At 34.4% G+C, this 25,200-nt stretch carries 21 protein-coding genes and 1 pseudogene; 4 read left to right on the top strand and 18 right to left on the bottom strand.

Going from position 1 to position 25,200, the window contains the following annotated elements:
• Positions 1-414 precede the first annotated feature (414 nt).
• The 9 genes from V1503_RS07195 to hypB form a co-directional block, all read right to left on the bottom strand.
• A complete protein-coding gene (locus tag V1503_RS07195) occupies positions 415-597 on the bottom strand; it encodes a hypothetical protein (RefSeq protein WP_214480619.1) in 183 nt (60 codons plus the stop codon).
• Between the two features lie 249 nt (positions 598-846).
• Positions 847-1,011, bottom strand: a complete 165-nt coding sequence (locus tag V1503_RS07200; RefSeq protein ID WP_214480620.1) for a hypothetical protein — start codon at positions 1,009-1,011, stop codon at positions 847-849.
• Positions 1,012-1,402: 391 nt separating this feature from the next.
• Positions 1,403-1,897, bottom strand: a complete 495-nt coding sequence (locus V1503_RS07205; RefSeq protein ID WP_214480621.1) for a DHHA1 domain-containing protein — start codon at positions 1,895-1,897, stop codon at positions 1,403-1,405.
• A gap of 272 nt (positions 1,898-2,169) precedes the next feature.
• Positions 2,170-3,258 carry a hypothetical protein gene (locus V1503_RS07210; protein ID WP_214480622.1) on the bottom strand — a complete coding sequence of 363 codons (1,089 nt, stop codon included), beginning with the start codon at positions 3,256-3,258 and terminating at the stop codon, positions 2,170-2,172.
• 563 nt (positions 3,259-3,821) lie between these two features.
• Complete coding sequence (locus tag V1503_RS07215) at positions 3,822-3,983, bottom strand: CD3324 family protein (RefSeq protein ID WP_352222802.1); 162 nt, start codon at positions 3,981-3,983, stop codon at positions 3,822-3,824.
• Between the two features lie 317 nt (positions 3,984-4,300).
• Complete coding sequence (locus V1503_RS07220; protein WP_410625913.1) at positions 4,301-5,077, bottom strand: class I SAM-dependent methyltransferase; 777 nt, start codon at positions 5,075-5,077, stop codon at positions 4,301-4,303.
• Between the two features lie 258 nt (positions 5,078-5,335).
• Positions 5,336-5,677 carry a hydrogenase maturation nickel metallochaperone HypA gene (locus V1503_RS07225; protein WP_214480624.1) on the bottom strand — a complete coding sequence of 114 codons (342 nt, stop codon included), beginning with the start codon at positions 5,675-5,677 and terminating at the stop codon, positions 5,336-5,338.
• A 381-nt stretch (positions 5,678-6,058) separates the two neighbouring features.
• Complete coding sequence (locus V1503_RS07230; RefSeq protein WP_214480626.1) at positions 6,059-8,749, bottom strand: FAD-dependent oxidoreductase; 2,691 nt, start codon at positions 8,747-8,749, stop codon at positions 6,059-6,061.
• A 36-nt stretch (positions 8,750-8,785) separates the two neighbouring features.
• On the bottom strand, positions 8,786-9,454 hold the full coding sequence (gene hypB, locus V1503_RS07235; protein ID WP_214480627.1) for a hydrogenase nickel incorporation protein HypB: 669 nt from the start codon (positions 9,452-9,454) through the stop codon (positions 8,786-8,788).
• 473 nt (positions 9,455-9,927) lie between these two features.
• Between hypB and V1503_RS07240 the strand changes: the two genes are divergently transcribed.
• Both V1503_RS07240 and V1503_RS07245 read left to right on the top strand, forming a co-directional pair.
• The gene (locus tag V1503_RS07240) at positions 9,928-10,482 is read left to right on the top strand and encodes a PadR family transcriptional regulator (protein WP_410625916.1); all 555 of its coding nucleotides are present in this window, start codon (positions 9,928-9,930) and stop codon (positions 10,480-10,482) included.
• 103 nt (positions 10,483-10,585) lie between these two features.
• Positions 10,586-11,098 carry an anthrone oxygenase family protein gene (locus tag V1503_RS07245; RefSeq protein ID WP_410625918.1) on the top strand — a complete coding sequence of 171 codons (513 nt, stop codon included), beginning with the start codon at positions 10,586-10,588 and terminating at the stop codon, positions 11,096-11,098.
• 205 nt (positions 11,099-11,303) lie between these two features.
• Here V1503_RS07245 and V1503_RS07250 read toward each other — a convergent pair.
• Together V1503_RS07250 and V1503_RS07255 are read right to left on the bottom strand one after the other, a co-directional pair.
• Positions 11,304-11,744: pseudogene (locus tag V1503_RS07250) on the bottom strand (shikimate kinase); the annotation flags it as partial.
• A 339-nt stretch (positions 11,745-12,083) separates the two neighbouring features.
• Positions 12,084-13,106 carry a Gfo/Idh/MocA family protein gene (locus V1503_RS07255; RefSeq protein WP_410625921.1) on the bottom strand — a complete coding sequence of 341 codons (1,023 nt, stop codon included), beginning with the start codon at positions 13,104-13,106 and terminating at the stop codon, positions 12,084-12,086.
• Between the two features lie 393 nt (positions 13,107-13,499).
• Between V1503_RS07255 and V1503_RS07260 the strand changes: the two genes are divergently transcribed.
• On the top strand, positions 13,500-13,754 hold the full coding sequence (locus V1503_RS07260) for a hypothetical protein (protein ID WP_410625923.1): 255 nt from the start codon (positions 13,500-13,502) through the stop codon (positions 13,752-13,754).
• 128 nt (positions 13,755-13,882) lie between these two features.
• Here V1503_RS07260 and V1503_RS07265 read toward each other — a convergent pair whose 3' ends face one another.
• From V1503_RS07265 to V1503_RS07295, 7 genes are all read right to left on the bottom strand, one after another.
• The gene (locus V1503_RS07265) at positions 13,883-14,989 is read right to left on the bottom strand and encodes a DUF4179 domain-containing protein (RefSeq protein ID WP_410625925.1); all 1,107 of its coding nucleotides are present in this window, start codon (positions 14,987-14,989) and stop codon (positions 13,883-13,885) included.
• Positions 14,986-15,552, bottom strand: a complete 567-nt coding sequence (locus V1503_RS07270; RefSeq protein WP_410625927.1) for a sigma-70 family RNA polymerase sigma factor — start codon at positions 15,550-15,552, stop codon at positions 14,986-14,988. The genes V1503_RS07265 and V1503_RS07270 overlap by 4 nt, the downstream gene beginning before the upstream one ends.
• Before the next feature lie 371 nt (positions 15,553-15,923).
• Positions 15,924-16,952 (bottom strand): LacI family DNA-binding transcriptional regulator, encoded by a 1,029-nt coding sequence (locus V1503_RS07275; protein ID WP_410625929.1) that lies wholly within the window; start codon positions 16,950-16,952, stop codon positions 15,924-15,926.
• Positions 16,953-17,188: 236 nt separating this feature from the next.
• Positions 17,189-19,558 carry a glycoside hydrolase family 31 protein gene (locus V1503_RS07280; RefSeq protein ID WP_410625931.1) on the bottom strand — a complete coding sequence of 790 codons (2,370 nt, stop codon included), beginning with the start codon at positions 19,556-19,558 and terminating at the stop codon, positions 17,189-17,191.
• 37 nt (positions 19,559-19,595) lie between these two features.
• Positions 19,596-20,438, bottom strand: coding sequence for a sugar ABC transporter permease (locus V1503_RS07285; protein ID WP_410625933.1), 843 nt, complete (start codon positions 20,436-20,438; stop codon positions 19,596-19,598).
• A gap of 1 nt (position 20,439) precedes the next feature.
• Complete coding sequence (locus V1503_RS07290; protein WP_214480727.1) at positions 20,440-21,723, bottom strand: carbohydrate ABC transporter permease; 1,284 nt, start codon at positions 21,721-21,723, stop codon at positions 20,440-20,442.
• 104 nt (positions 21,724-21,827) lie between these two features.
• Positions 21,828-23,117 carry an extracellular solute-binding protein gene (locus V1503_RS07295; RefSeq protein ID WP_410625935.1) on the bottom strand — a complete coding sequence of 430 codons (1,290 nt, stop codon included), beginning with the start codon at positions 23,115-23,117 and terminating at the stop codon, positions 21,828-21,830.
• A gap of 258 nt (positions 23,118-23,375) precedes the next feature.
• On the opposite strand from V1503_RS07295, the gene V1503_RS07300 reads away from it, so the two are divergent.
• Positions 23,376-25,151, top strand: a complete 1,776-nt coding sequence (locus tag V1503_RS07300) for an alpha-glycosidase (RefSeq protein ID WP_410625937.1) — start codon at positions 23,376-23,378, stop codon at positions 25,149-25,151.
• Positions 25,152-25,200 lie beyond the last annotated feature (49 nt).

Genomic DNA, 25,200 nt, shown 5'->3' on the forward strand with positions numbered 1-25,200 from the left:
TCCTTTCTGAAGTTGTTATTGCTGAATCTCAACTAGATAATCTATTACAAGTAATATGATAAGTAGGCTCTTCTGATAAACTTTGTTACCAGGTTTAAAGAATTAACTACCGTGGCAGAACCTTAACAGTTATAAATTTTAAGAAACCTGCAAAATAAAAAATAGCAAAAAGAGATCATTTAAAAGTAGCATATTTACCGCAACTAATCCGATGATGCTAACTCCATACAATAATCACGCAATTAGTTTGTTATTTTTCGTAACTACTAAACACAATTATAAAGAGTATTATAATTTCGCTCAGCTTTCTACTAGAGCTCCATCCAATAAAAAATAGCTTATCCATATTCAATATTAACAATATTGGAGAATTAATCAATTCATTAAAAAACAATAATCAAAATTACCAATTACTCAAATAGAAGTGAAAAAAATAACATAGTTTTTGAAAAGAGCCTTTATGGTATCCCCATATCTCATGCCCCCATTTGTTTCAAAACCTGAATATCTTGAACGCCCACTTGCAGCAATTAAAATAATAACTAAAAGAATGAATAGTACTAGAACAATTCCTGCTGCTGAACTATGTCCGCTCATGTAAATCCCTCCTTTCTATATTTGATGTAATATATATTATGAAAGGAAAATCTAAACTACTTGGGTTAATACTCTAATACAAGCGCACATTTTTCATAGGTTAAAACCCCACTACATAAATAGTGAGGTTTTCCGTACGTGGAAAAGATGAAAGAAGGTGATCACCTTCAAAAGATGAACCATATTTCGAACGTCCACTTGCAGCAACTAAAATAATAACTAAAAGGATGAATAGTACTAGAACTAGTACTATATCAATACACAACCAGTTGGATGCCTGGTATCCCCATATCTCGGGCCCCCATTCATTTCAAAACCTGCATATCTTGAACGCCCACTTGCAGCAATTAAAATAATAACTAAAAGAATGAATAGTACTAGAACAATTCCTGCTGCTGAACTATGTCCGCTCATGTAAATCCCTCCTTTCTATATTTGATGTAATATATATTATGAAAGGAAAATCTAAACTGCTCGGGTTAATACTCTAATACAAGCGTACATTTTTCATAGGTTAAAACCCCACTACATAAATAGTGAGGTTTTCCGTACGTGGAAAAGATGAAAGAAGGTGATCACCTTCAAAAGATGAACCATATTTCGAACGTCCACTTGCAGCAACTAAAATAATAACTAAAAGGATGAATAGTACTAGAACTAGTACTATATCAATGTACTTGTATCGGAACATCAACCCAAGCAGTTTAGATTTATGAACCTAGCATATGTTACGTTACATATAGAAAAAACAAAAACTTCTCCTTTTTACGGAAGAAGCTTAATTTATAAGTTGTTTATAATTCCTTCATTTGTATTCACCAAACATTTGCGAAACAGCTTCCGTTTCAATATCTTCAAACGTGTTATGAAACTTCCAATATAAATCGAAGATTGTATTTTCGTAGTTTTGATAGAATCCGAATAACGAATACTTAGAGCCGTGAAAATCGTCAATACTTTCGTAATTAAATTCAACCCCTGCGGCGTTTTTATGTCCGCCACCGCCAAGACGTTTTGCAATTTCACCCACGTCAATGTTCGGTTTGCTACGCATTGAAATCTTGCGATTATTGGCGTCAATCATGATAATTGCGTCCAAGTTCAACCGATTCAATAGTTCATGACCTGCTTCGGATTGATAACGGTCAGCAAATACAACGCCAACTTGCTTATCACCTGTTAATTCGTAGATAACGATTCCTTTTTCGAGTTTGTAAATATACCGTTCAATTGCTTCTTCTTCCAATTCAAGTAGAAGTTCGTCGGATTCCGTGAAATTGATAGGATTCGTAAGTCTCAAGCAACGATCTTCAAAACGGTCGATTCCTAAAATGTAATAAAGACGATTTAATCGTTTTGAATCAGGGTGTGCATGTACCCAACGGTCATAGTCGTCAACAAGAAGAGCAAATTCACGGAATCTATCGGGAATGCCCTCGATATAATTGAAGACTAATAATGTATTAAAAACAGGTAAGTATATATTACATGATGTAATACATACTTACCTTGATTTATTTGACCTTATAATGAATAAAAGTCTATCATTTTTTTGTTCAAATTAAATCTTTTCTACTTTACATGTACAGGGTTATTAGTTTCCTCGGTCTCATTGTTTTGCTCTAGATTGTTGAGAAGTGTAAATTCTAGTAAATGACCTTTAGAGAAAGTGTCTACCAACATATGTCCATAGTCTATGTTAGAGCTTGCTCCTGTTAATATTAATGAGGATACCCAAGGAAACTCTTCAATTAACAAATCATCTTTGAATGGATACAACATCAGAGCTTTCTCATGAATATATCCTGATTTTAGATCTTTCGTAATGTTAAATGTTGTCCAATATTTCTCCAATAGTTTTTCAGAAGTACTGTAATTATTATCAACATATGTTACATTAACATAATCCTTGCCAATGCTATAATTTAAATCATCATAAATAGGGTTCGCGTCAATAGCTCCCCTTAACTGTAACGTTTTATAGTCCGTACGGTCCATCAGTTTCATTACAATTAAAATAGCTTGTTCTCTAGAAATGCTATCAGAGTTATCCTCTTCTCCAATGACCCCATTAAAAGGAAATAAAGATTCATTAGCTTCCTTAAATACATGTTTTCCTGAAACAAAACTTAAGGATGAGTCCACAAGCTGATTAACATAACCTTCTAAACCTTCAGCTTCAGAGTACTTCATCGCTCCTGTTAAATCTTCCTTAATATTTTCCATGCTAAATGTATTCATTAACATGTCAACAACCTGGTCTCTTGTAACTAGATTATTAGGAGAAAATGCTGTTTCTGTTATACCGTTTACACTTCCAATGATATAGGCAAGCTTAACGTGATCTAAATCTGTATCAGAAAATGGAGTATCTATTGTTACTTTATCTAGAACCATCTCTTTCGTCCAAAATAGAGTATAGTCTGTATTTTGTAACTCTATAAATATAGCATTTACTAGAAGCTCTGCAAACTCTTCCCTTGTTATAGAATTAGCATATTGTGACTGCAATCTTTCTGGAACAATGCCTAAATCAATGCCTTTTTGAATCGTGTTTTTTATCCCACCAATAGGAGTATCCCATTCCTCTATACTGGCAGATATAGCTGTTGAAGGCAGGATTAAAACTAACACGAGCATAAATGATAAGAACTTTTTCATAACAAACCCCTCCCTACTTAAAGTACCGTTTTTTACAAAATTATCTTTAAGTATAATTATTTTCCATTTTAATTATACTTAAAGATAAGTAAAATGAAAGATAACTTAAAAAAGATTAAATGTTAGAATAATTCAATAGATTCAGAAAGAAACTGAATCATTCTGATCTTTAATTTTGATATAACACTTAATCAGACTAACAACTAATAATATCATTATCATAAAGAAAGGCTCTTTTCGTGCTTAGTTGCGAAAGCAGCGTCTTCATAGACTAAACTTTGTTTCAATAGCTCCTAAACTAGAAGATGAAGATGATGTTTTACTCAACAGTGTTTTATGGAAAAGAAGATACCCCAAACATGAACGATATTTATGTTTAGCTCTTAAGTTAAGCAAAAAATAATGCGAAAACAGCCATTACATAAAAAACACTGGATGGATTAATCCATTCAGTGTTCTATCTTCTTTGAATAAACTATTTATTTTATGCTATACACAGAAAGACTATATTTTTCTGCGAGGTCGTCAATAGTTTTCCCAGTTTTAAATTCTTCACAGATTTTTTAATTTCTACAGTTTAAATATTCCCTATTCCCTGAATTTTCGCCCCATTTTTTACGAACTCCTTCAGTGTTAGGTATATAAACTACTTGTCCTTGAACATATTTTTGTATTTCTAGTATTAGTTGGTCAGGTAAGACATGATTAGCGTTAATATATTTCATTATAACCCACTCCTTGAATTTGTTTTCTTAAATTTAAGGAGTTACAATTATATGAATCTTAATCTTATGTATTGGTTATAAAAGTATATTAAATATTTTTTCTCCTTTATCGCTATACCTCACTTGGTCAACCTATTATTGAGACTTCTTGAATTAATATTATAAACGTCATCTGGTATACCTCCTATTCACGACATTAAGTTAATATTTTTTAAACTAACCTACCTATTATTTTAAAACAGCTAAGCGTCTGTATAAACATAAAGGTTATTTTTCACTATTCAGTAGATTGACGGGTATGGAACAAAATATGCAAATTACTTTACTTTCCTACATACAAAGATCATGCTATAGCTATCATTGGTGATAGGTGTTTCATTCCAATCTTTAAATATATGTAAAATCTCAAATCCACTATCACTTAGTAAGCGTTCCATTTCTTTTGGAAATACATATCGCAAAGTTATTTTTGTACTTGTTTCATCTATTTTGATTCCATGTTCATTCTTAACTTTTCTAATTGTGGTGTAATGCTGAAGTTGATTAAGTGAGTCATATGTACTAATCGTTGACAGATCAACAGTTTTCCCATCATTTCTTGTGTAAGTTCTCCAATACTCTTCTGTATTTGGTTGCAACAGTTCTTCAACACTAGGGAACCTTGTATCAAAAATAAAAATCCCATCATGTTCTAAATGTCTGTTAACAGAAGTTAACAAGTGATTTTGCGCTTCATTCGTAAGAAAATGCTGAAAACCATTCCCAACCATGTAAACCATTGAACCCACTTCACTTAAATTTAGCCGGGTACAATCTTGCTCTACCCATTCTATCTGTAGATTTTGATTATTTGCTTTATTTTTTGCTTGTTCCAACATACTTTTATAGATATCCACACCAATTAGTTTATACCCTTTTTTCGCTAAGGGGATCGTTGCTCTACCTGTCCCACAAGCTAAATCTATTATCATACCCTGTTGTTTAGAAGCCCACTTGGTGAGAAAAGGAATATCATTCAAAAATGTGTTTTCCATATCGTACAAGTTGGCATCTTCATACTCTTCAAAATTATTTGATGTTAGATGTTTCTCCATTCAATTCTCCTTTAATGTAATCATTTTTTTACTTACAAATTTAGCATATATTTATATATATTCAATAACAATGTTACAGTTTGAAAGTCAAAAACAGGCTAATCACTGAGAATTAGCCTGTTTTTGCATTGATCATTTTTTTGTAGAACCAATTAAACACGTGTTCAATTAAAGTTCTATCCTCTATAAGAGTTAGCAGTTTTATGTTAAATATCATGATGTTGTATGCTTTGAGTAGCTCGTTGATTAGCACCTAGCCTAACAAGCGATAATTTCTTTTATCATAAATTCTTTTCCGCATAAAATCTCAAAGTCTTTCATGTGGCATTTAGAGCACTTACTATTATTCTCTATTAAATTAAAAACTATATTGCACTTTTTGCAAATCGCATTACCTGGTAAGGTCTCAATTTTTAATTTCGTAGACTGCAAAATTGTACCATCTACCGCAGCTGGGTAACACGCCTCAATATATTTAGGAATTAATGAGGAAAGCTCACCAATTTGAAGTACTAAAGTGTCTATTTTTGTTAATGCATTCGTTTTAGCAAAATCTTCTACAGATTTTATGACATGAATAACTACACTTAACTCGTGCACCTTAACTCCCCCTACTCCTCAAGTAAGAAAAGAGCAAACACCCACAATCCAACTTAAACTACCATGCCCGTACCCGCTCCAAAAGGTACCGACTAAATACCATTTTTGAAAATGCATCGTCTGATTTATTAACGAACACTAGACAAGCAAAATAACAGGGATTGAAACCGATGGTGCTAAAGCTATTCTATTATTATAGCTCTCAAATTTCTCGTTCTTTATCATTGGATATATCTCGCTTCCATCTATATCACAAGCTGTTGTCGTATTGGCATCTTTTCTATAAAAAGACACCACTATCTGCTAGTTTGGGGAAAACAGCAACATAGTAAAGTTAATGAAAAGAGCCTTTAATTAACAACACAGTTTGCTAATAGAAATCTAGCTGTTTTCTTTTGAGAAAATAGCTTTTAGGGTCTTAGGTACCTTATTTGTTGCTACTTTCACTTTACGTTTCACCATATATTTCTTTATTGTCGGTTTTATTTCATGCAATTCAACACTCGTAGCATCATATTTTCGTACCATTGAAATTGCGTCAAATTTACACTTGGTGACGCAGGAACCACATCCCACACATAGAAACTCATCAACAACCGTTGCGCCACATCCTAGACATCGTTCTGTTTCCTTTTTCACCTGGTCTTCAGTAAATGTTGAACGAAGATCCCTGAAAGTTTTTTTAGATTCAGCCACATCAACATGATCTACTGTTTGCCTCGGTATATGATCGTATCCTTTAAGGTCAAGCCCGTCTATATCAAACGCACGGTAATCTCTCTTCGTACGTCCAAGCAATAAGCTTTGACCTGGCTGAACAAAACGGTGAATGGAAATTGCACCTTCTTTGCCCATAGCAATCGCATCGATGGCAAATTTAGGCCCTGTTAATGCATCACCACCAGCAAATACATCTTCTTCGCCTGTCTGATAAGTTACAGGATCTGCTTTAATTGTTTTGTTTGGATGTAGTTGTATATTGCTGTCCGCAATCAAATGACCCCAGTCGATCGCCTGACCTACTGAAATTAAAATATTGTTTACAGCAACGATTTTCGTTTGATTTTCATCAAATTGTGGATCAAACTTGTTGTTTTCATCAAAAACAGAAATACACTTTTTGAATTCTATACCTGTAACACGTCCATGATCAACAAGAATGCGTTTAGGCCCCCATGATGTGTTGATACGAATACCTTCTAATAAGGCTTCGTCAATTTCTTCCATCATTGCCGGTAGTTCTCCCCATTTCTCTAAACAATACATATCTACTTGCGATGCACCAACGCGTGCTGCTGTACGAGCAACATCAATCGCAACATTACCACCACCAATGACAGCTACTCTTCCTGCTAATTTCATTTGTTGCTTAGCATTAACTTCGCGTAGGAAATCTACCCCTGTCATCACTCCTTCAGCATCTTCTCCTTCGATACCGATCCTTCTACCAGCTTGAGCACCTATTGCTAAATAAAATGCTTTAAAACCTTGATTTCTTAGCTCCTGCAAACTTACATCTTTTCCAACTTCAACGCCGGTCATAAACTTAACACCTAGGTCCTTTACAATATCAATTTCAGCTTGAACAACATTCTTTTCAAGCCTAAAAGACGGAATTCCGAAAGTTAGCATGCCACCAAGTGCTTGTTGTTTTTCAAACACTGTTACTTGATAACCTTCAATTGCTAGATAATAAGCACAGGAAAGACCTGAAGGACCTGCACCTATGACTGCAATTTTTTTATCGTATTGATGTTTTATTTCAGGGATATAGCGACGATCCTTATTTAAATCTTGTTCAGCGATAAATTTCTTAATATCATCTATCGCGATAGGGTCATCAATGTCACCTCGTGTACAAGCAGATTCACAATACCTCGGGCAGACACGCCCACATACTGCTGGAAACGGATTTTCTTGCTTGATTAGCTCAAGAGCTTCGGTATACCTTCCTTGTGAAGCTAGCTTAATATAACCTTGAATTCCAATATGAGCTGGACAATCTGCTTTACAAGGGCTTGACCCAGAATCAACAACAACTTCTCGATTAAGCCGATAATTAGGGTTCCATTTATCTGGGCCCCACTCTGTATTATATGGAAGCTCCCTTTTCTCCACGATACTAGGTTCACAAATTTTCTGACCAAGCTTCAATGCATTTGATGGACAGTTTTCAACGCATTCACCACATGCAACACATTTATCTTTATCTACTTGTGATACATAATTTGACCTAACGATATCAGGATTTTTAAAATGGTTAGCATGACGCAATGCTAGACATGCGCATCCACAACAGTTACAAATAGCATGAGTTTTTCCCGGACCTTCTGTATTTGCGATCTGATGCATAAGACCGTTATCTTCTGCCTTTTTAATAATTTCAAAAGCCTTTTCACGAGTTATCTCTCTACCTCTTCCAGTGCGAATGTAGAATTCCGCAGCATCACCCAACTGAATACAAATATCCTCCTTCAAGTGGCCACAACCTTCTCCCATCGCTTCTCTGACTGCTCTGCAAGCACAATCAGAAACTGAAAAGGTATCATTATCATTGAGATACATAGAAACTTCTTCATAAGAAGCCCTTCTAGTTTCACCATCAATTGCACTTTCTATCGGAATAACCCTCATGACTCCTAAACCTGGGGGAACATTTCCAGCCAAAAATTCACCTTTACTTCTTGAATACTCTTCAAAACATTCGGCTATCTGCGGATATTTTTTGACATTTTCTTTGTTGACGACCATGAATTCCATTACACCAGGAACCCACAATTCCAGTTGAAAATAATCTATATCATCTTCAGAAAAAAAGCTTATAACACCATCATCCGCCAACTGAAACAAGATTTTTTCTACTTCCTCTACTTGTTTTCCTAATATAGCAGCGACTTCCTCCTTTGTCTTTGGTTGTCTCAGCTCAAGGCTAAGTGCGATTTCAGCCATCTCATCGGTAACAACTGGCTCAAGAATTCGATATTCAGGATCCTCAGGCTTTACTTCATGTTTTGAGCCACGTTTTGTTCGACTTATCTTATTTGCGAGATCAAGAACTTTTTCCTTAGTCATAAAGTTCAACTCCCCATCATATTTTCCTTCAATGTATTATTCGTTCCAGCTTTTGATTTGAGTGCGAATCCATTCTACCCACTCACTTATTCCCTCACCGGTTTTAGCTGAGATCGGAATAACTTTAATTTTTGGGTTTAATTTATGTACACGCTCTCTGACTGCTTCTACATCAAAATCAAAAATATCGATGGCATCCATTTTGTTAATTAATAAGACGTCAGCAACTTCAAACATTAAAGGGTATTTCAGAGGTTTGTCATCTCCTTCAGGTACACTTAAAATCATGGCATTTTTTGAAGCACCCGTATCAAATTCAGCAGGACATACTAAATTACCTACATTTTCTAATATAACGAAGTCAATGCCTTCTGTTCCTAATCCTGATAAGCCTTGTTTAGTCATATCAGCATCAAGGTGACACATTCCACCTGTGTGCAATTGGATAACTTTTGTACCTGTTTGTGCAACAGTATGAGCATCGACATCTGAGTCAATATCTGCTTCTAACACCCCAATGCTCATTTCATTCTGCAAAGCTTCAATTGTTTTTACAACAGTAGTGGTTTTACCTGAACCAGGTGATGACATTAAATTTAATAAAAAGGTTTTGTCTTTTTTTAAATCGCTTCTAAGCATAGCTGCCTGTTGGTCATTATCTTTGAAAACGCTTTCTTTAATCTCAAGTATTTTATAAGTTTCCATACTATTTCCCCCTCTATTTGATCATTAACGACCAGGTGGATATGAACATAAATACTCTATTGGAAAACAAATACATTACCTTCAAAATCAGTATAGCACTTAATAATCTTACGAAATTCGAACTTTTTGTGTTCTTTTTTACATCATTTCGAGACTGCAATTTATCTACGTATTTCACAGATCTGACAAGAATATGAATATATACTTTTTCATGAATCACTATATTTTTATAATCTCTTAGGACATGAAATAGACATTTTGAAGACTAGTGTTTAAATTTCATCATCTTATTTTGATTTCAAAACCCCCTATATTTCTATGGTTAAGAAAGAAATATCGATAAAAACATTTATTAACTATACATACTGACTAATAAAATGTTTAGGCAGTTGACTTAAAAATATCTAGAAGATATATTAGAATTATTTAAATTTGAATATTTGTATTTAACTATTAATAAAGGAGCCATTTTTATGAATAAAGCACAGTTTATTGTTTTAGGTATCTTAGAGCAGTTAGGAGAAGGTAGCGGTTATGATATTAAACACATATATGATCAAAATAAATTCTACCAGTGGGTAGATATAAAAATAGGCTCAATCTATCATGCTATAAAGCAGCTCCACAAAGAAAGTTTTATTAGTGAAGTGAAAAAATTACAAGAGGGAAACTATCCAACGAAGACAATATATACTGTTACAAACGAGGGGAAAAAGAAATTTGATACTCTACAGAAAAAATCGTTTTTAGGTTTATTTCCTGATTTTTATGGCTTTAAATTAGCACTAAAATTAAATACTCGTCGTACAGAAGAAGAAATTAATGAATACGCTCAAATGGCAATACAAATTATCGATGAAAAATTAGACGCAATGAAAGCACATTTAAATTCTTTGGAACCGAACAGTCACAGGTATACATACGATTCTTTTTTCATTCAGCATGATCAACGGTTATATGAAGCAGAAAAAGAATGGATTCAAGAGGCAGTTAAAAATATCGATCTAATTATGCGTTTAGAACAGTAATTAATAGCTAGCCACTTCAGAATTTAAGCATTGACAATTATTCAAATTTGAATATAATGTAAATAACTAATCAAATTTGAATAATAATTTTGGAGGGGTTATATTGAGAACTAGCTACGTGGAAAATGGAACTTTAGCCATCACTTTATTAATCACTGGAATTATGGCAGGATTTTTCTATACCTATACGTTTAATGTAAATTTAGCCATGTTAGAAGTAGGCGGTGAAATATACGCAATTGTGCAGTCTCTATTTAACGAAAATGTTAGACACTTTATGTTTTTCATTTTTTTCTTTGGTGGTGGAGCAGCATCTATTATAGCAATATTAGTTAATTTGAGGCACTATAAGTCTTTTTCGTTTTGGTTAATCGTTACTGCTGGGCTGATATACATTTTTGGTATTATTATTTTCACTTCCCAAGTAAACCTACCTCTTAATTATGAAACAGAAAGCTGGATACCTAAGGCAGTGCCTGAAGATTGGATGCAAACCCGTGATGCATGGAATCAAGCAAATGCACTGCGAGTTATCTTCTCTTCTGTTTCGTTTGCTTGCTATATACTTGCTTTATTCCTAAGAGCATCCAAGATACCTAACCCTCAAAATATTTAAATAGCATGGTAAGTGCCAATTGATACTTACAGTCATTACTACACATAAATTGGCACTTATTATATTAATTGATTACTTATACTTTTCACATAAGAAAAAATCACTAAAGAAAACAATTTGGTTACAGTTAATATCACTAGATATACTTACTTAAATTCCTATCATTCTTTAAAATAATTGATCATATGTATTTTCATCTAGTTTACAAGATCTTTGGTTTACTTTCCTTTTCAAAAACAGCATTCCAGTGAAACATCATCTTAAAGATTTTTAGTGTTGGATAATAGTTTGCTTTTTCCAATCTTATTTTTTGTAGGATAAATCTCTTTATAATCCTTACTATTCCAGTCGAGTATGGTGTATCCAAAAAAATAATTAGATCAGCGTTCTGAAAGCTTTACTCCACCCATTTATGAGTATGGGCACCCTCTATAATCCAAGTACTCGGACCGACTATTCCTCCTAAATATTTATCTCTTTCGCCTTCCTTTCTACGGATGTCACCGGCATCATGTCTTTTCCACACAACATGATCTAATTCATAATAAGGGATATTCAACGAATTTGATAAAGTCCTTGCTAGAGTTGTTTTTCCACTTCCAACTGAACCTACAATATGGATTTTTTGAGGAATACTATTATTCATATATTTATCACCACTTACTAACAATTTTGCTATTATGAGTTTTCATTCAATAAAAGTAAATTATGTCAACACCGACAAAATTGCTCTTAATCACATATCCAATCATTCCAGGTGTACACTTTAAACTCCTTCCTCTCATCAACTGGACCAACAAAAAGGCACTTTCCATTTTACAGAAAAGTGCCACCTGTCCAATTTTACCGCAATGATTATGTACTTAATATTTGAAGCTGTTAAATAAAAACTCCCTGCTTTTTAATAAAAGGAATTTATTCATAACATGTTGCTACTTCTATCGAGCAATCATCAATAAGGAAAATTCTATATAGTCGTAGTTGTTCAAGTTGCGAAAACTTTATCAATGACTAATTGATTCTTGTGCCCATCATCAATAAGTGGTAAATCCTCATCTAACTTTTCATAAGTAAGATATTCGTAGACCTTTTCTAAAAAGGGCAAGAATGCAGGATAGTAACGATTTGCAATATCCGAAAGTTCTATAGCTTTGTTTTTTTGTTCATGTAATACTACTTCTTGGATAGGTTGATTTATTTTTTCTATTAATAATTTGTCATCATTTTTTAGAGTAACTGTCCCTAAATCACCGTAAATTTTCAAGCTAGAACCTGTGCCGTGATTAACCCCAGTTAAAAGCTGAATAGAAAAAGTCGTGTTATTCGTCATTTTGCCATGAATGAAGAAAGCATCATCAGCGTCTCTTTCCTCCCCACCCCCATATGGGACATGAGTATGTACTAAACCGTTAACTGTATCGACTTCTGCATTAATTAGCCAATGCAAACAATCGATCATATGTGAGCCGAGTGCACCTAGCATACCTCCATATTGTTGTTTCTGTCCTAACCAACCTCTTTTGTTTGTAACAAGATTTTGATACTGTGAGTAACTAACATGGTATTCAAAATGCAATAGTTCACCAATTTCATTGTTCTGAATAAGAGACTTTACTCGTTGACGACTCGGTAAATACCTCCATTCAAAGTCAATAATAACCTTTTTATTATAATGCTTTGATAGTTGTATAAGTTCAGCAGATTGTTGACTGTTCGTAGTAAAAGGCTTTTCACAAACAACATGAATCCTTCTTTCTAACGCGTACTTTACCATTTCATAATGGTGAACTGGCATAGAACTAACAAATAGAAGATCTAAGCTTTCATTATCTAGCATCTGTCTCCAATCTTGATAATGAACAAAGCTATTCAAATCATTATTTAACTCATCTGGTATTTGGTGACGCTTCATTGTACAAACAGCGACTAAATCCATCTCTTCCTGAGCCTGAATGATTGGAGCTTGAACTCGCAAACCAAACCCACCACCTATAATTCCAACTTTCATAAAACCAACTCCCTCAATATTGTGATAGTCATCATATTAAACCCTCTTCATTCAAGCTGTGGTATTTCACATCATTATTCGTACATTAGCAAAGTCTATGGTAAAACCCATTTATCTTCATACCTTTTTTAAATTATTATTCTAATAATAAATGTACTCCCGAAGTGATGAATAAAGTGATTTCTTATTCATTAATTATACTAGAGTGCAGTTTCCTTTAAAAATACTAAAAATACATGGAAATATATGCTAATATTAACAGTGAAAGGTTATAAAAATCATAGAATACACATCCGCAAATTAGTGAAAAAAACAACACGAAAAGAACCTTATTCAGCCACCTACATCAAGTTAAAGTTGAGAAAGGTAGTTTTTCAAGGAAGGAGGAGAGCAATGAAAAAAAAATTGAGTGTGTTATCCACCATATCGTTCATCATTGGACTTATTACGTTTGTATTGATGCTAATCGGTATAGATGATTATTTATATAACTTCGGAATTTTCATTTCAGTTATAGGGTTATTTTTGGCAATGTTTGCAGAAAAAGGGCTATATAGAAAAATTGGCTTAATTGGTAATGGCTTCATTGTATTGTTTATAATTATTATTCCCCTCATTGTTACGACGTTTTTTTGGAATACGCCTTAATTTTCATTTTAGGATTATAAAAGAATTAATAGCATAATAAAAAGCTCAGGATGAAAACTCTGAGCTTTTATGATGATTATACACTTTAAAACAATTTTTCTTCATCATTTACACATACTTATATACTTTTATTTCTTTAAATCTATTACTATTTCATCTAGCACCATTTCTTCAGTTTCTATAATTTGATAGCCCGCTTCTTCTTCCTCGATCCAATCTATTAATGACACATGTGGCGTGACGTATAATTTTGTTGCATTTGGATCAAGAAGCTCGAAGGTTTTCACCCGAAGCTTATTATATGCATCAATACTACCTCCATCATTCATTTGGCCTGTATAGCGATTTCCTAAGTCATCTCGAATTTCTATATCAGTATCTATCATATCCCACTTATTTCGATCTACATCCCTCGTCGATTGCTGTTGAATATACACAATCGACGTTAACGGAGTAACTAATAACCTATGAACATTGACTGTTATCGCATCTTGTCTAACACTATCATAAACGTCATATACTTCTCCATCTAGTGCGCTTACAGGAAAATTAAACTTCCATTCTCCTTTGATTTCTTGTTGTTTACTTGGGAGGTTAATACCTTTAATCTCCCACTCTACAGTTGCTGTATCATTATTATAGCCATGGCCAATATTTATGCTTTGCATGCCGACATAAGTATTGTCATCGATTTTTTTAGTTCCACCGCTCCCTCTATGTACATATGTGTCTTTACTTTTATCATATTCATTAGTTGAAAATCCTGAGCCACCACTCGCACCACTTATGAATAGTTTTTCAACCAAATGAGGCTCTTCACCTAAGTCAACATCACTTTCTATAGAATATGTAAAAAATACAGACTCCCCATCAAATACCGCATCCTTAATTGTCACTTTTATACCATTACTCTCCTCGGTTATATTCATTTCCTTAGCATACTCCTGATGCTGATCGTAAAGATGCGTTTTACCTAAAAATTTAAACAAATCCCCCACAATTGGTATACCCACAGCTTGTGTAGGAAACGTTAAAACCAACGTAGTTAATGTAAGACAGGCGATCATTGAAGCTATAGCAACATTTCTTTTCCAACTTCTCGTTTTGTTCTTTTTATTTACTGACTGCTTTAATACCTTTTTCACTTTGTTTTTTTCAAATTCATCAACTTTCATTTCTTCAAATTCATTTTCATCCATGTCTAAGTCATTCAATAATTCATAGATATCTTTCATATGACATTCCCCCTTAAATGAAGGTTCGTAGCTTGTTTAGACAAATTCTTTTTTCCTCTGTATATTCGATTATCTACGGACGATTTAGTCAGCCCTACTTTTTGGGATATTTCTTCATTGTTTAACCCAAGAAAAAATTTCATAATAAATATATTACGATCTACAGGCTCCAATTCGTTGATAAGCTGTAATAACTCTGCTCTATCCTCTGCCATAATCAGTTCATCTTCCACTGATTTTCCCTCGATAATATCTATTTCGCGAGAAGTAGATTCACGATTCTTAATAGCTTTTCGGTAATAATCTATGGCTTTGTATTTAGCAATAGCGCAAATCCATTTTTTGAAATCATTCTCGTCACCAGAGAATTTTTTAGCATTGTTCCAAATTGATAAGAAAGTATCGTTTGTACATTCTTCTATTATGCCTTCATTGTTAAGTGGAGAAAGAACTTTATATGTGATTCCTTTTATTAATGGCAAATAGTTATCAACAATAAACTCTAAAGCGTCTTCTTTTTGGCGCTGTAATCTCCGTATAAAATTTTTATTATTAGACTTCATGTAACTATTCTCCTTTTTGTAAGACTGCTTTCGCATTAAATATTGAATAATAAGATATATTAACGTTCAATTGCACCTTAATTAAAAAAATGCCAATCAGCTAAAATTATCGTCTAGCACCCAAATCTATATAATTATTAAGTTGCGAAAAAAGTCTCTTGTAAAAGCTTTTACACCTTATACAACGGATGAAAAATAAAATTTTCGCACATATTTGTAAAAAAATTATAAATTTATGTAAAATTAGTCTAATTGGGCAGAGATGTACATATTTGTAGTTAATTATAAGGGTGTTAACCAGTCATTCCAGATTGTTACTAATAAAAATCTGCCTTTAGCCAAAATAAATGATGCAACCCTTTAGGATTGCATCATTTATTTTGTAGCTCGATACACGAGCTTCTTTTAATTAGCTTGTGTGGAATAATTACTCTTTTGATCGGTTCTTCTGGACTTTCAACATGTAAAATGAGATTCTTTGCGGCTTCATAGCCAAGCTGATATATATTAATATCGACTGATGTTAGTGGTGGTCTTGCAATCTCTGATAATAAAACGTTGTTAAAGCTTACAACAGATATATCATCAGGTACAACTTTGCCCATCCTATCTAGCATATTCAGTACACCTAATGCCATGACATCATCTGATACAACTAATGCGGTAGGAGGTTGAGAAAGTGACATCAGTTCCAAAACCGCCTCTTGTCCCCCCTCCTTTAAAAATTCTTCATGGATTACATATTCATGTCTATATGTTAGTTTAGCTTCATGAATCGCTTTTTCATAACCACCAAGTCGATCTATCGTTACTATAAGATGGTTATCCCCACCTACAAAGCCAATTCGCTCATGTCCGAGCTGGATTAAATATTCTGTTACTTCTTTTGCTGCTCGAAAATTATTATTATCAATATGAGTAATATCCTCAACATTTGTAAAAGGCTTGCCTATGACTACAAAGGGAAAATCCTTGTCACGCAAATAATGTAATACTTCATCATCCACACGAGAATATAAGAGGATAATGCCATCAACACGTCTTCCCTGTACCATTTGCATGACACCATCAAGCTTTTCGTCATCGGTTCCACCTGTTGATATATGCAATGCATATTGTTTCACATGGGCAGCTGCGCTAATTCCACGAATGACTTCAGGGAAAAAAGGATTTTGTAACGCTTTATCAGCTGTACTAGGCATTACTAACCCGATCGCTCTAGTAGAGTTATTCGCTAAGCTTCGCGCATTAAAATTAGGGTGATAGCCCAATTCCTTCATTGCTGCACGCACTCGTTCCTTCGTTTTATCACTAATTCGAGGGTGGTTGGCAATTACCCTTGAAACTGTTGACGGAGCAACATTTGCATGCTTTGCTACATCTTTAATTGTAACTACCATTTTTCCACTCCTCTTTCTTTTAGTTGGTTACAAATTAACCTTCCATTAACTAATTTTTTTTTTCAAACTAATAAATAAGCTTCTTTATATCTTTTCTTCTATATATGATGATAATCACATAAGACACTTTTTTATTGTTGTAATTTGAGATAAATCACAACTACGAAAAGATCCTAAATTAAAGACATAATCATTTTACTACATCCACTTATTAGTTTGTGAGTATTTTTTAACGGCTATATGGAGAAAAGCATTTTTTTCGAAATGTTGTCATATGATTTATTTTTAACAATTTCTCCATTTACCTTCAGCTGAAGTTGGCTATTTGCTCCATGGATTACTACAATTAATTCTTGCCAATCAGGAATATATTGACCTTCATCCTTCACAGCGATTTCTACCTTATTAGAGTTACAATGAACCGTAAAGGTCTTATATAAGTATTCACCCTCTTTGTAAGCAAATGTTGACCCATCATCTTCATAAAGTGAATACGTATAAGTAGTGTTTGTATCTCCAACATACAAATGTAAAGTTCTGTTAACGTCTGTTATGTCTGTAGATTGTTTAATATCACCATGCGCAATCATTGTTCCCTGCTTAATAAAAACTGGCAATGTCTCCAAATCAGCCTCTATAAGCTGATGCTTACCACCAACAACAGGTTCGTCTGTCCAATAATTGACCCAGTTTCCTTTAGGCAAGTAAATGACTCGATGTTGAGTTGTAGGCTGTAAAATAGGTGCGACAATGACATTATCACCTATCATAAACTGATCAGATAAATTGTACGTATTTTCATCTTCTGGATACTCCATTAATAGTGGTCTCATCACTGGCATCCCTGTACGTGAAGCTTCTTCAAATAATGAATATATTTGTGGCAGCCATTGATAGCGTAACTCAATATACTTTTTAATAATTTTTTCATACTTTTCGCCGAAAGACCACGGTTCTTGCCTTACAGTACCAATTGCACTATGGTTTCTGAAATAAGGTGTAAATGCACCAACTTGTGTCCATCTCGTTAATAACTCCCCATTGGAATCGTGTGCAAACCCGCCTACATCTGGTCCTGTAAAAGCAACTCCAGAAAGACCTAAGTTCATACACATCGGTAATGACATTTGTAAATGCTCCCAAAAGCTACGATTATCCCCTGTCCAAACAGCAGCGTATCGTTGAATACCAGCATATCCTGCCCTTGTTAATAAAAACGGACGTTTTCCATTTAGATGATCTTTCATTCCTTCATAGGTTGCTTTACCCATCATAAACCCATATATATTATGAAGCTCACGGTGAGTTCGTGGGTCATTGTCATTATCGTGCATGACTTTTATATCCATTGTCTTTGTTTCATTAAAAACAGCTGGTTCATTCATGTCATTCCAAATACCTTCTATACCTATATCACTATAGTAGGAGTGTTTTGCTCCCCACCATTTCCGAACGCTGCTAGAAGTAAAGTCAGGAAATGCGCTATTGCCAGGCCAAACCTCACCAAAGTAGATGTTACCTTCTATATATTTACAAAAATGATCTTCACGTATTCCCTCTTGATAAATTTCATATTCAGCATCCTCTTTCACTCCAGGATCAACAATTGGTACGAGTCGAATCCCTACCTCTTTAAGGTCTTGAATCATTTTTGCTGGTGTTGGAAATTGTAATTTATCAAAAGTAAACACCCGGTATTCATCCATATAGTGTATATCTAAATAAATCACATCAACCGGAATTTTTTTATCGGAAAATGTCTTTGCAATATGACGAACTTCTTGTTCAGATTCGTAGCTATAACGAGATTGATGATAACCGAGTGCCCACTTAGGAGGAAGTGGCATTCTTCCAGTCAATTCACTATATTGATTAATTACATCCTTTGGTGTTGGCCCAGCCATTACAAAATAATCGATTTGACCTCCCGCAGCTGAAAATGTATAACTATCCGTTTTAGTTTGAAAATCAAAGGTTGTTTCCCACGTACTATCAAAAAATAGCCCATGAGCCTTCCCGTCTCGCAAGGTCATAAAATAAGGAATAGATTGGTATAATGCGTTCGTTTCAGGGTTATGTGGTGCGTATACATCGCTATTCCACATTGTCATTTTTTCACCACGTTTATCTAAAAAGCCTGTTTTTTCACCGAAGCCGTAAAAATGGTCATGTTCACTCATCATTTTATGACAAATGACATCTCCTTTTTCGTTCAAGCCAAGGCCCCTTGCTCCTTCTCCAACAATAAGCTCACCTTGTGTATCAAATATATTGATGCGGAGTGGGGACTTCGTTATTTCTACTTTCAAGGTGTTCGTCCTTAACATAAAACACCCCGCAGTCTCTTCCGTCTTGACTTCTATCTCTTCAGGTTTTTTCACCACAGCTACACTCGACTTCATAGATAAGTTGTTATCAACATTCATTACGATTCGAACGATATCCTCGCGAAAAAATTGAAGTGCAACGCTACCTCCTTCACAAAAATAGCTATACACATTGCCTTCTTTACGCATTCTTACTATTGAACTTATATCACGATAATTCACCTTAGTGTGTTTTTCATTTTGTCCAGGATGGATCGCAAAGCTGCTATCATCTAACATGTTATACCCTCCTATTTGAGAAGTGACTACTCGATATTTATCCTTTTGTTCCACCAGCTGTTAAGCCAGAAACAAAATACTTTTGAAACGATAGAAAGAGAACTGAAATAGGTATCGCAATTAATACTGACCCAGCAGCAAATTTCGTAAATTCATTCCCAAATTGTTTAGCTACCATATTGTATAGCCCCACTGCCAATGTAAATTTTTCTTCACTTCGCAGCAGCACACTAGCCATGATGAAATCAGCAAATGGAGCAATAAAAGTAAACAATGCCACTACAGCAATAATTGGTTTAGCAAGAGGCAGAATGATTTGAAAGAAAACTCTTAAATGGCTTGCTCCATCAATTCTTGCCGATTCATCAAGATCCTTAGGAATCGTATCTAAGTAACCTTTCATGAGCCAAGTATTCATTGGAATTTGGCCACCAACATATACGAGAATGAGCCCTAAATGTGTATCTAATAAATTTGTGACAAGTGCTAAAACAAATATAGCGATAAGTGCAGCAAAATTTGGTATCATCTGTAGTATTAAAAATGCTAATAAGCCGTTCTTACGACCTACAAAACGATATCTAGAAAAAGAATACGCAGTTATACTTACCATTAACACTGAAAAAGCCATCGTTAAAGTAGAAATCTTTACTGAATTCCAATACCACTTCAAGTAATCACTTTGTGCTGGATCAAACAAGTAACGATAATGATCTAACGTTGCATTTTCTGGAATGATTGATGAGCCAGATAAGCTCATACCTGGGTTTAATGAAGAACCAATGATCCATAATATTGGGTAAAAGATAATGACGGTCATGTTTAGTACAACTAGATAGGATAATGTTAGTCTTATTTTTTTTTGATGTTTTATGTTCATATTACATCATATCCTCTTCTTGGAAAGATTTTGTTTTTCTAAATTGCCATAAGGCAACCGTAATAACAATCAAAGATAATATCATCGTTATCGCTGCAGCTTTTGAATATTGTGCAGATGTCATTGTTAATTTATAAATCCAAGAAATTAATATGTCTGTACCACCCGCATTTTGACCCGAAACTGCAGGACCTCCACCGTTAAACAAGAAAATGACGTTAAAATTGTTAAAGTTAAAAGTATATTGAGTAATTAATATTGGAGCTGTTGAATAAAGCACTAACGGTAATGTAATCTTGCTGAATTGGCCCCAACTAGAAGCACCATCAACAGTTGCAGCTTCATACAGTTCATTCGAAATTGATTGTAATACGCCAGTAGTCATCGCAAAGATAAATGGAAACCCTAGCCATGTTTGAATAAGGATTAATGCAATTCGCGTCCACAACGGCTCTGTCATCCAAGGAATATGATCTATACCAAAGGCTGCTAAAATATCACGATTAATCGTTCCAAACGATTCATTGAACATCCCAGCAAAGACTAAAATTGAAACGAATGCGGGTACTGCCCACGGTAGTATAAAAACCGTCCGTATGATTGCTTTACCCTTTATATCTTTTTGATTTACAATAATGGCCAAAAAAATACCTAAAGCAACTTGAAATGTTGTAGCACCAAATGTCCAAATAATTGTCCAAGCTAATACAGAGAAAAATGTATTTCTCCAAATAGGAACTTTAAAAATATCAATAAAATTCTGTATACCAATCCAATCTACTAGCTTCGCAGGAGGAGAATGATATAAATCGTAGTTCGTAAAAGACAAAAGAACGACGAATATTATTGGAAAAATGACAACAAATAGTAGTAATAAAAACCCCGGTGAGATCATTAAATACGGAAACCCATTATCTATGAGATTATGGTATTGCTCACGAAGTGTGTTTAATTTTCCACCTATATCCCTTTTGAGTCCAGTCTTATAAGCATCAACAAGATTAAATATAAAAAAACCTGCCCCTAATATAATAATTATTACTGCTAAAATGCCTTCAACTAACAGGAAAATAGAGTGATCTCGTGGTAGTTTTTCACCTAACGTAACGATTCCCCATAGGCCCATATTCAGTAGATCTTTAAATACGATAAAGAAAGATACAGTTAAAACAAGAAATAAAACACCTTTCAAAAATTGCCGATTATACAATTGGCCCACACCAGGGATCAATGATAAGACAACTGCAACTTTCCTATGATTCGATTGATATGGAGTAGATTCCATCACATACTCTAGCTCCTTCCCAAATTCCTTATGTAAGAAATCTTAATTGATGCCCTTTATTCACATGAGCAGTCTCCCCTTGAAGGGAGACTACTTCCTATTATTTATTCATCTGGATGATTTGTTTCAATATTTGTTGTTATCGTATTTACCGCTTCATCTAGTGCTGATTTCGGATCTACTTTTTGGTTTGCAACCAACTGTAATGCAGTTGCCATCGGTCCCCAAACCTCAGCCATTTCTGGAATATTTGGCATTGGAATAGCATATTGAGATTGAATAGCCACTGCATTTGCAGCTTCATTTTCCGCAATAATAGGGTCTTCTATTAAGGATTTAACAGGAGGTATTTCTTGTGTTAATTCAAAACGAATTTTTGCATTCTCTTCATTCGTTAAATGTTCAACCAATTTTGTTGACCATTCAGGGTGCTTTGTAAATGAAGTTACTTGCCACCCCTTAACACCCATAAATGTTCTAACTTGTTCACCATTCGGTAAGGTTGGTAATGGTGCTACACCAAAATCAATTCCTGCATCAGTCATACCTTGAAATGCCCAAGGCCCATTCATAACAGATGCAACGTTTCCTTCATTAAACAGTCCATCCATCGTTGAGCCACCCGACTCACCTATGATCCCTTTAGGAAAAATGTCTTTATACCATTGTTGAATATATTGTCCTCCCGCTACTGAACCTTCATTACTTAAGCCAATATCATTTCGGTCTAGCCTACCTTCATTATTCTGAAATACGTAACCACCGTACCCTCCTAATACACCGTGGGCAAAATAAAAGTTGTCCCATAGTGCTAAAAAGCCAAATTCATCTTTATTATCAAAGTCATTTGCAATTTCAAATAGCTCTTCAAATGATTGAGGCGCTTCTTCCATTAGTGCTTTGTTATAAATAAAAACAGGTGTTTCAGTTGCTTTCGGTAAACCGTACAGCTTGCCGTTAAACATTTGAGCTGTAACTGAAGACTCTGTAAAGGTGTCTAATATACTTTGTTCTACCTTTATTTCTTGAATTAAACCTTCAGTAACTAATTGACCAATTTGATCATGTGGCACTGTGATAACGTCTGGACCAGTCCCAGCAGGACCATCTAAACGTAATTGATCTCTTTGACTAGTAGCCATCTCCACTTCTTTATACTCTACTTTAATACCATATTCTGCTTCGAAGCTTTTAATGGCTTCTTCCATTGCTGGGCCTTTCTCTTTATCCTCCCATACGATGAGCTTTTCTGGTTTTACTGGCATTTCACCATTTGTTTCGGTATCCCTATTATTATCACTAGATGATTGGTCTACCGCTTCTTGGGGTCCACAAGCTGCTAACATACTAATAAGGAAAATTGCCATCACACTAAGAAAGAATACCTTCTTCATTGCTTGTACCTCCTCATAAATGATCATATTATGCAAACGTTTGCGCAAAATAAGTATAAAAACAAACCATCTTCATACAATAAGAAAACGGTTCCATACTATTTGTCATCTCTATTATATATTTATTATTCTTCTTTTCAATACTTTTTTTACATATTTTCAAAGATTCGCACTTTCGAATATTGACTTCTAATTACACTTCAACTACCATATTGATAAAATAGTGCAAACGGTTCCTCATTTCAGGGAGGTATTACTATGATCATAGAAGCTATTTACCATAGGCCAAAAGACAATTACGCTTATGCATACGATGAAAAAACAATACATATACGCTTACGTACAAAGAAAAATAATATTGATAACATCAAGCTCATTCATGGAGATCCATATGATTGGAAGGAAAACAATTGGCAAACAAGCCAAACTTCCATGAAAAAAGAAGGAAGTGATTCCTTATTTGACTACTGGTTTGTTGTCATTCAACCACAGTTTCGTCGATTACGCTATGGGTTTGAACTAACTTCAGGAGATGAAACGATCGTTTATACAGAAAAGGGATTTTTCAATCATATACTTGTAGATGATATTACATATTATTTTTGTTTCCCTTTTCTACATCACAATGATGTATTTAAAGCTCCAGCATGGGTGAAGAAAACAGTGTGGTATCAAATATTCCCAGAAAGATTTGCTAATGGAAATGCTGAGACCAACCCTCAAAACACATTACCTTGGGGAAGTGAAGAAGCTACTTCAACAAATTTCTTCGGAGGTGATTTCGAGGGAATTATTAACCACATTCCTCATTTAGTTGATTTGGGTATAACTGGTTTATACTTCACACCAATATTTAAGGCATTTTCAAACCATAAATATGACACAATCAATTACATGGAAATTGACCCTCACTTTGGTGATAAAGAAACATTCAAGAAACTAGTAAACACATGTCATCAACATGGGATTAAAGTCATGCTTGACGCTGTGTTCAATCATAGTGGCTACTATTTCCCACAATTTCAAGACGTCATAAAGCATGGAGAAAAATCACGGTATAAAAATTGGTTTCATATAAAAGAGTTCCCTGTACAAACTTCTCCTGCACCAAATTATGATACATTTGGGTTTGTGGAGACAATGCCTAAGCTAAACACCCAAAATCAGGAAGTGAAAAATTATTTACTAGATGTTGGCCGTTACTGGGTACGTGAATTCGGTATTGATGGGTGGCGTTTAGATGTGGCAAATGAGATTGATCATCAGTTTTGGAAAGAGTTTCGTTCCGCTGTTAAATCAATCAACCCTGAGGTTTATATTCTTGGTGAGATATGGCATGATTCAATGCCTTGGCTAGAAGGTGATCAATTCGATGCAGTTATGAACTATCCGTTCACACATACAGCTTTACAATTTTTCGCAAAGAAGATTGTAACAGCAACACAGTTTGCGAATGCGATTTCTCAAGTATATCACTCGTATCCACTAAATGTATCAGAGGTACAATTCAATTTACTAGGAAGTCACGATACACCAAGAATATTGACAGAATGCGAAAATGATATAGAACGTTTAAAGCTCCTATACTTGTTTCAACTTTCATTTCCAGGGTCACCTTGCATTTATTATGGAGATGAAATAGGAATGACAGGTGGACAAGATCCAGGATGTCGTAACTGTATGATTTGGGAAAAAGACAAACAAAATACAGATTTATTTGATTTCCTAAAAAAACTAATTCATATATATAAGACTGAAGCTATCTTTAGTAAAAATAGTACCTTTCATTTTGTCGACACAAATGATGAAACGAACCATATCATTTATAAAAGAACGTCTCATAAAGAAGAAATATTCTTCGTTATTAATAATTCACAGAATAACATTGACGTGGAGCTACCAATTGATATAAAAAATAAAAAACTCATTAATTTATGGACAGAAGAGGAGTTTGCGGCTGAAGCAAGCCATGCCATCCTACCTCTAGCACCACATCACTTCTCAATTTTGAAGGTTGTAGAGGTTACAAACTAAAATCATCAGGTGGAGGAAGTTTCCACCTGATGATTTTACCTCTAGATTT

The sequence above is a fragment of the Nanhaiella sioensis genome, assembly GCF_046557775.1.
GTDB lineage: Bacteria > Bacillota > Bacilli > Bacillales > SM2101 > Nanhaiella > Nanhaiella sioensis.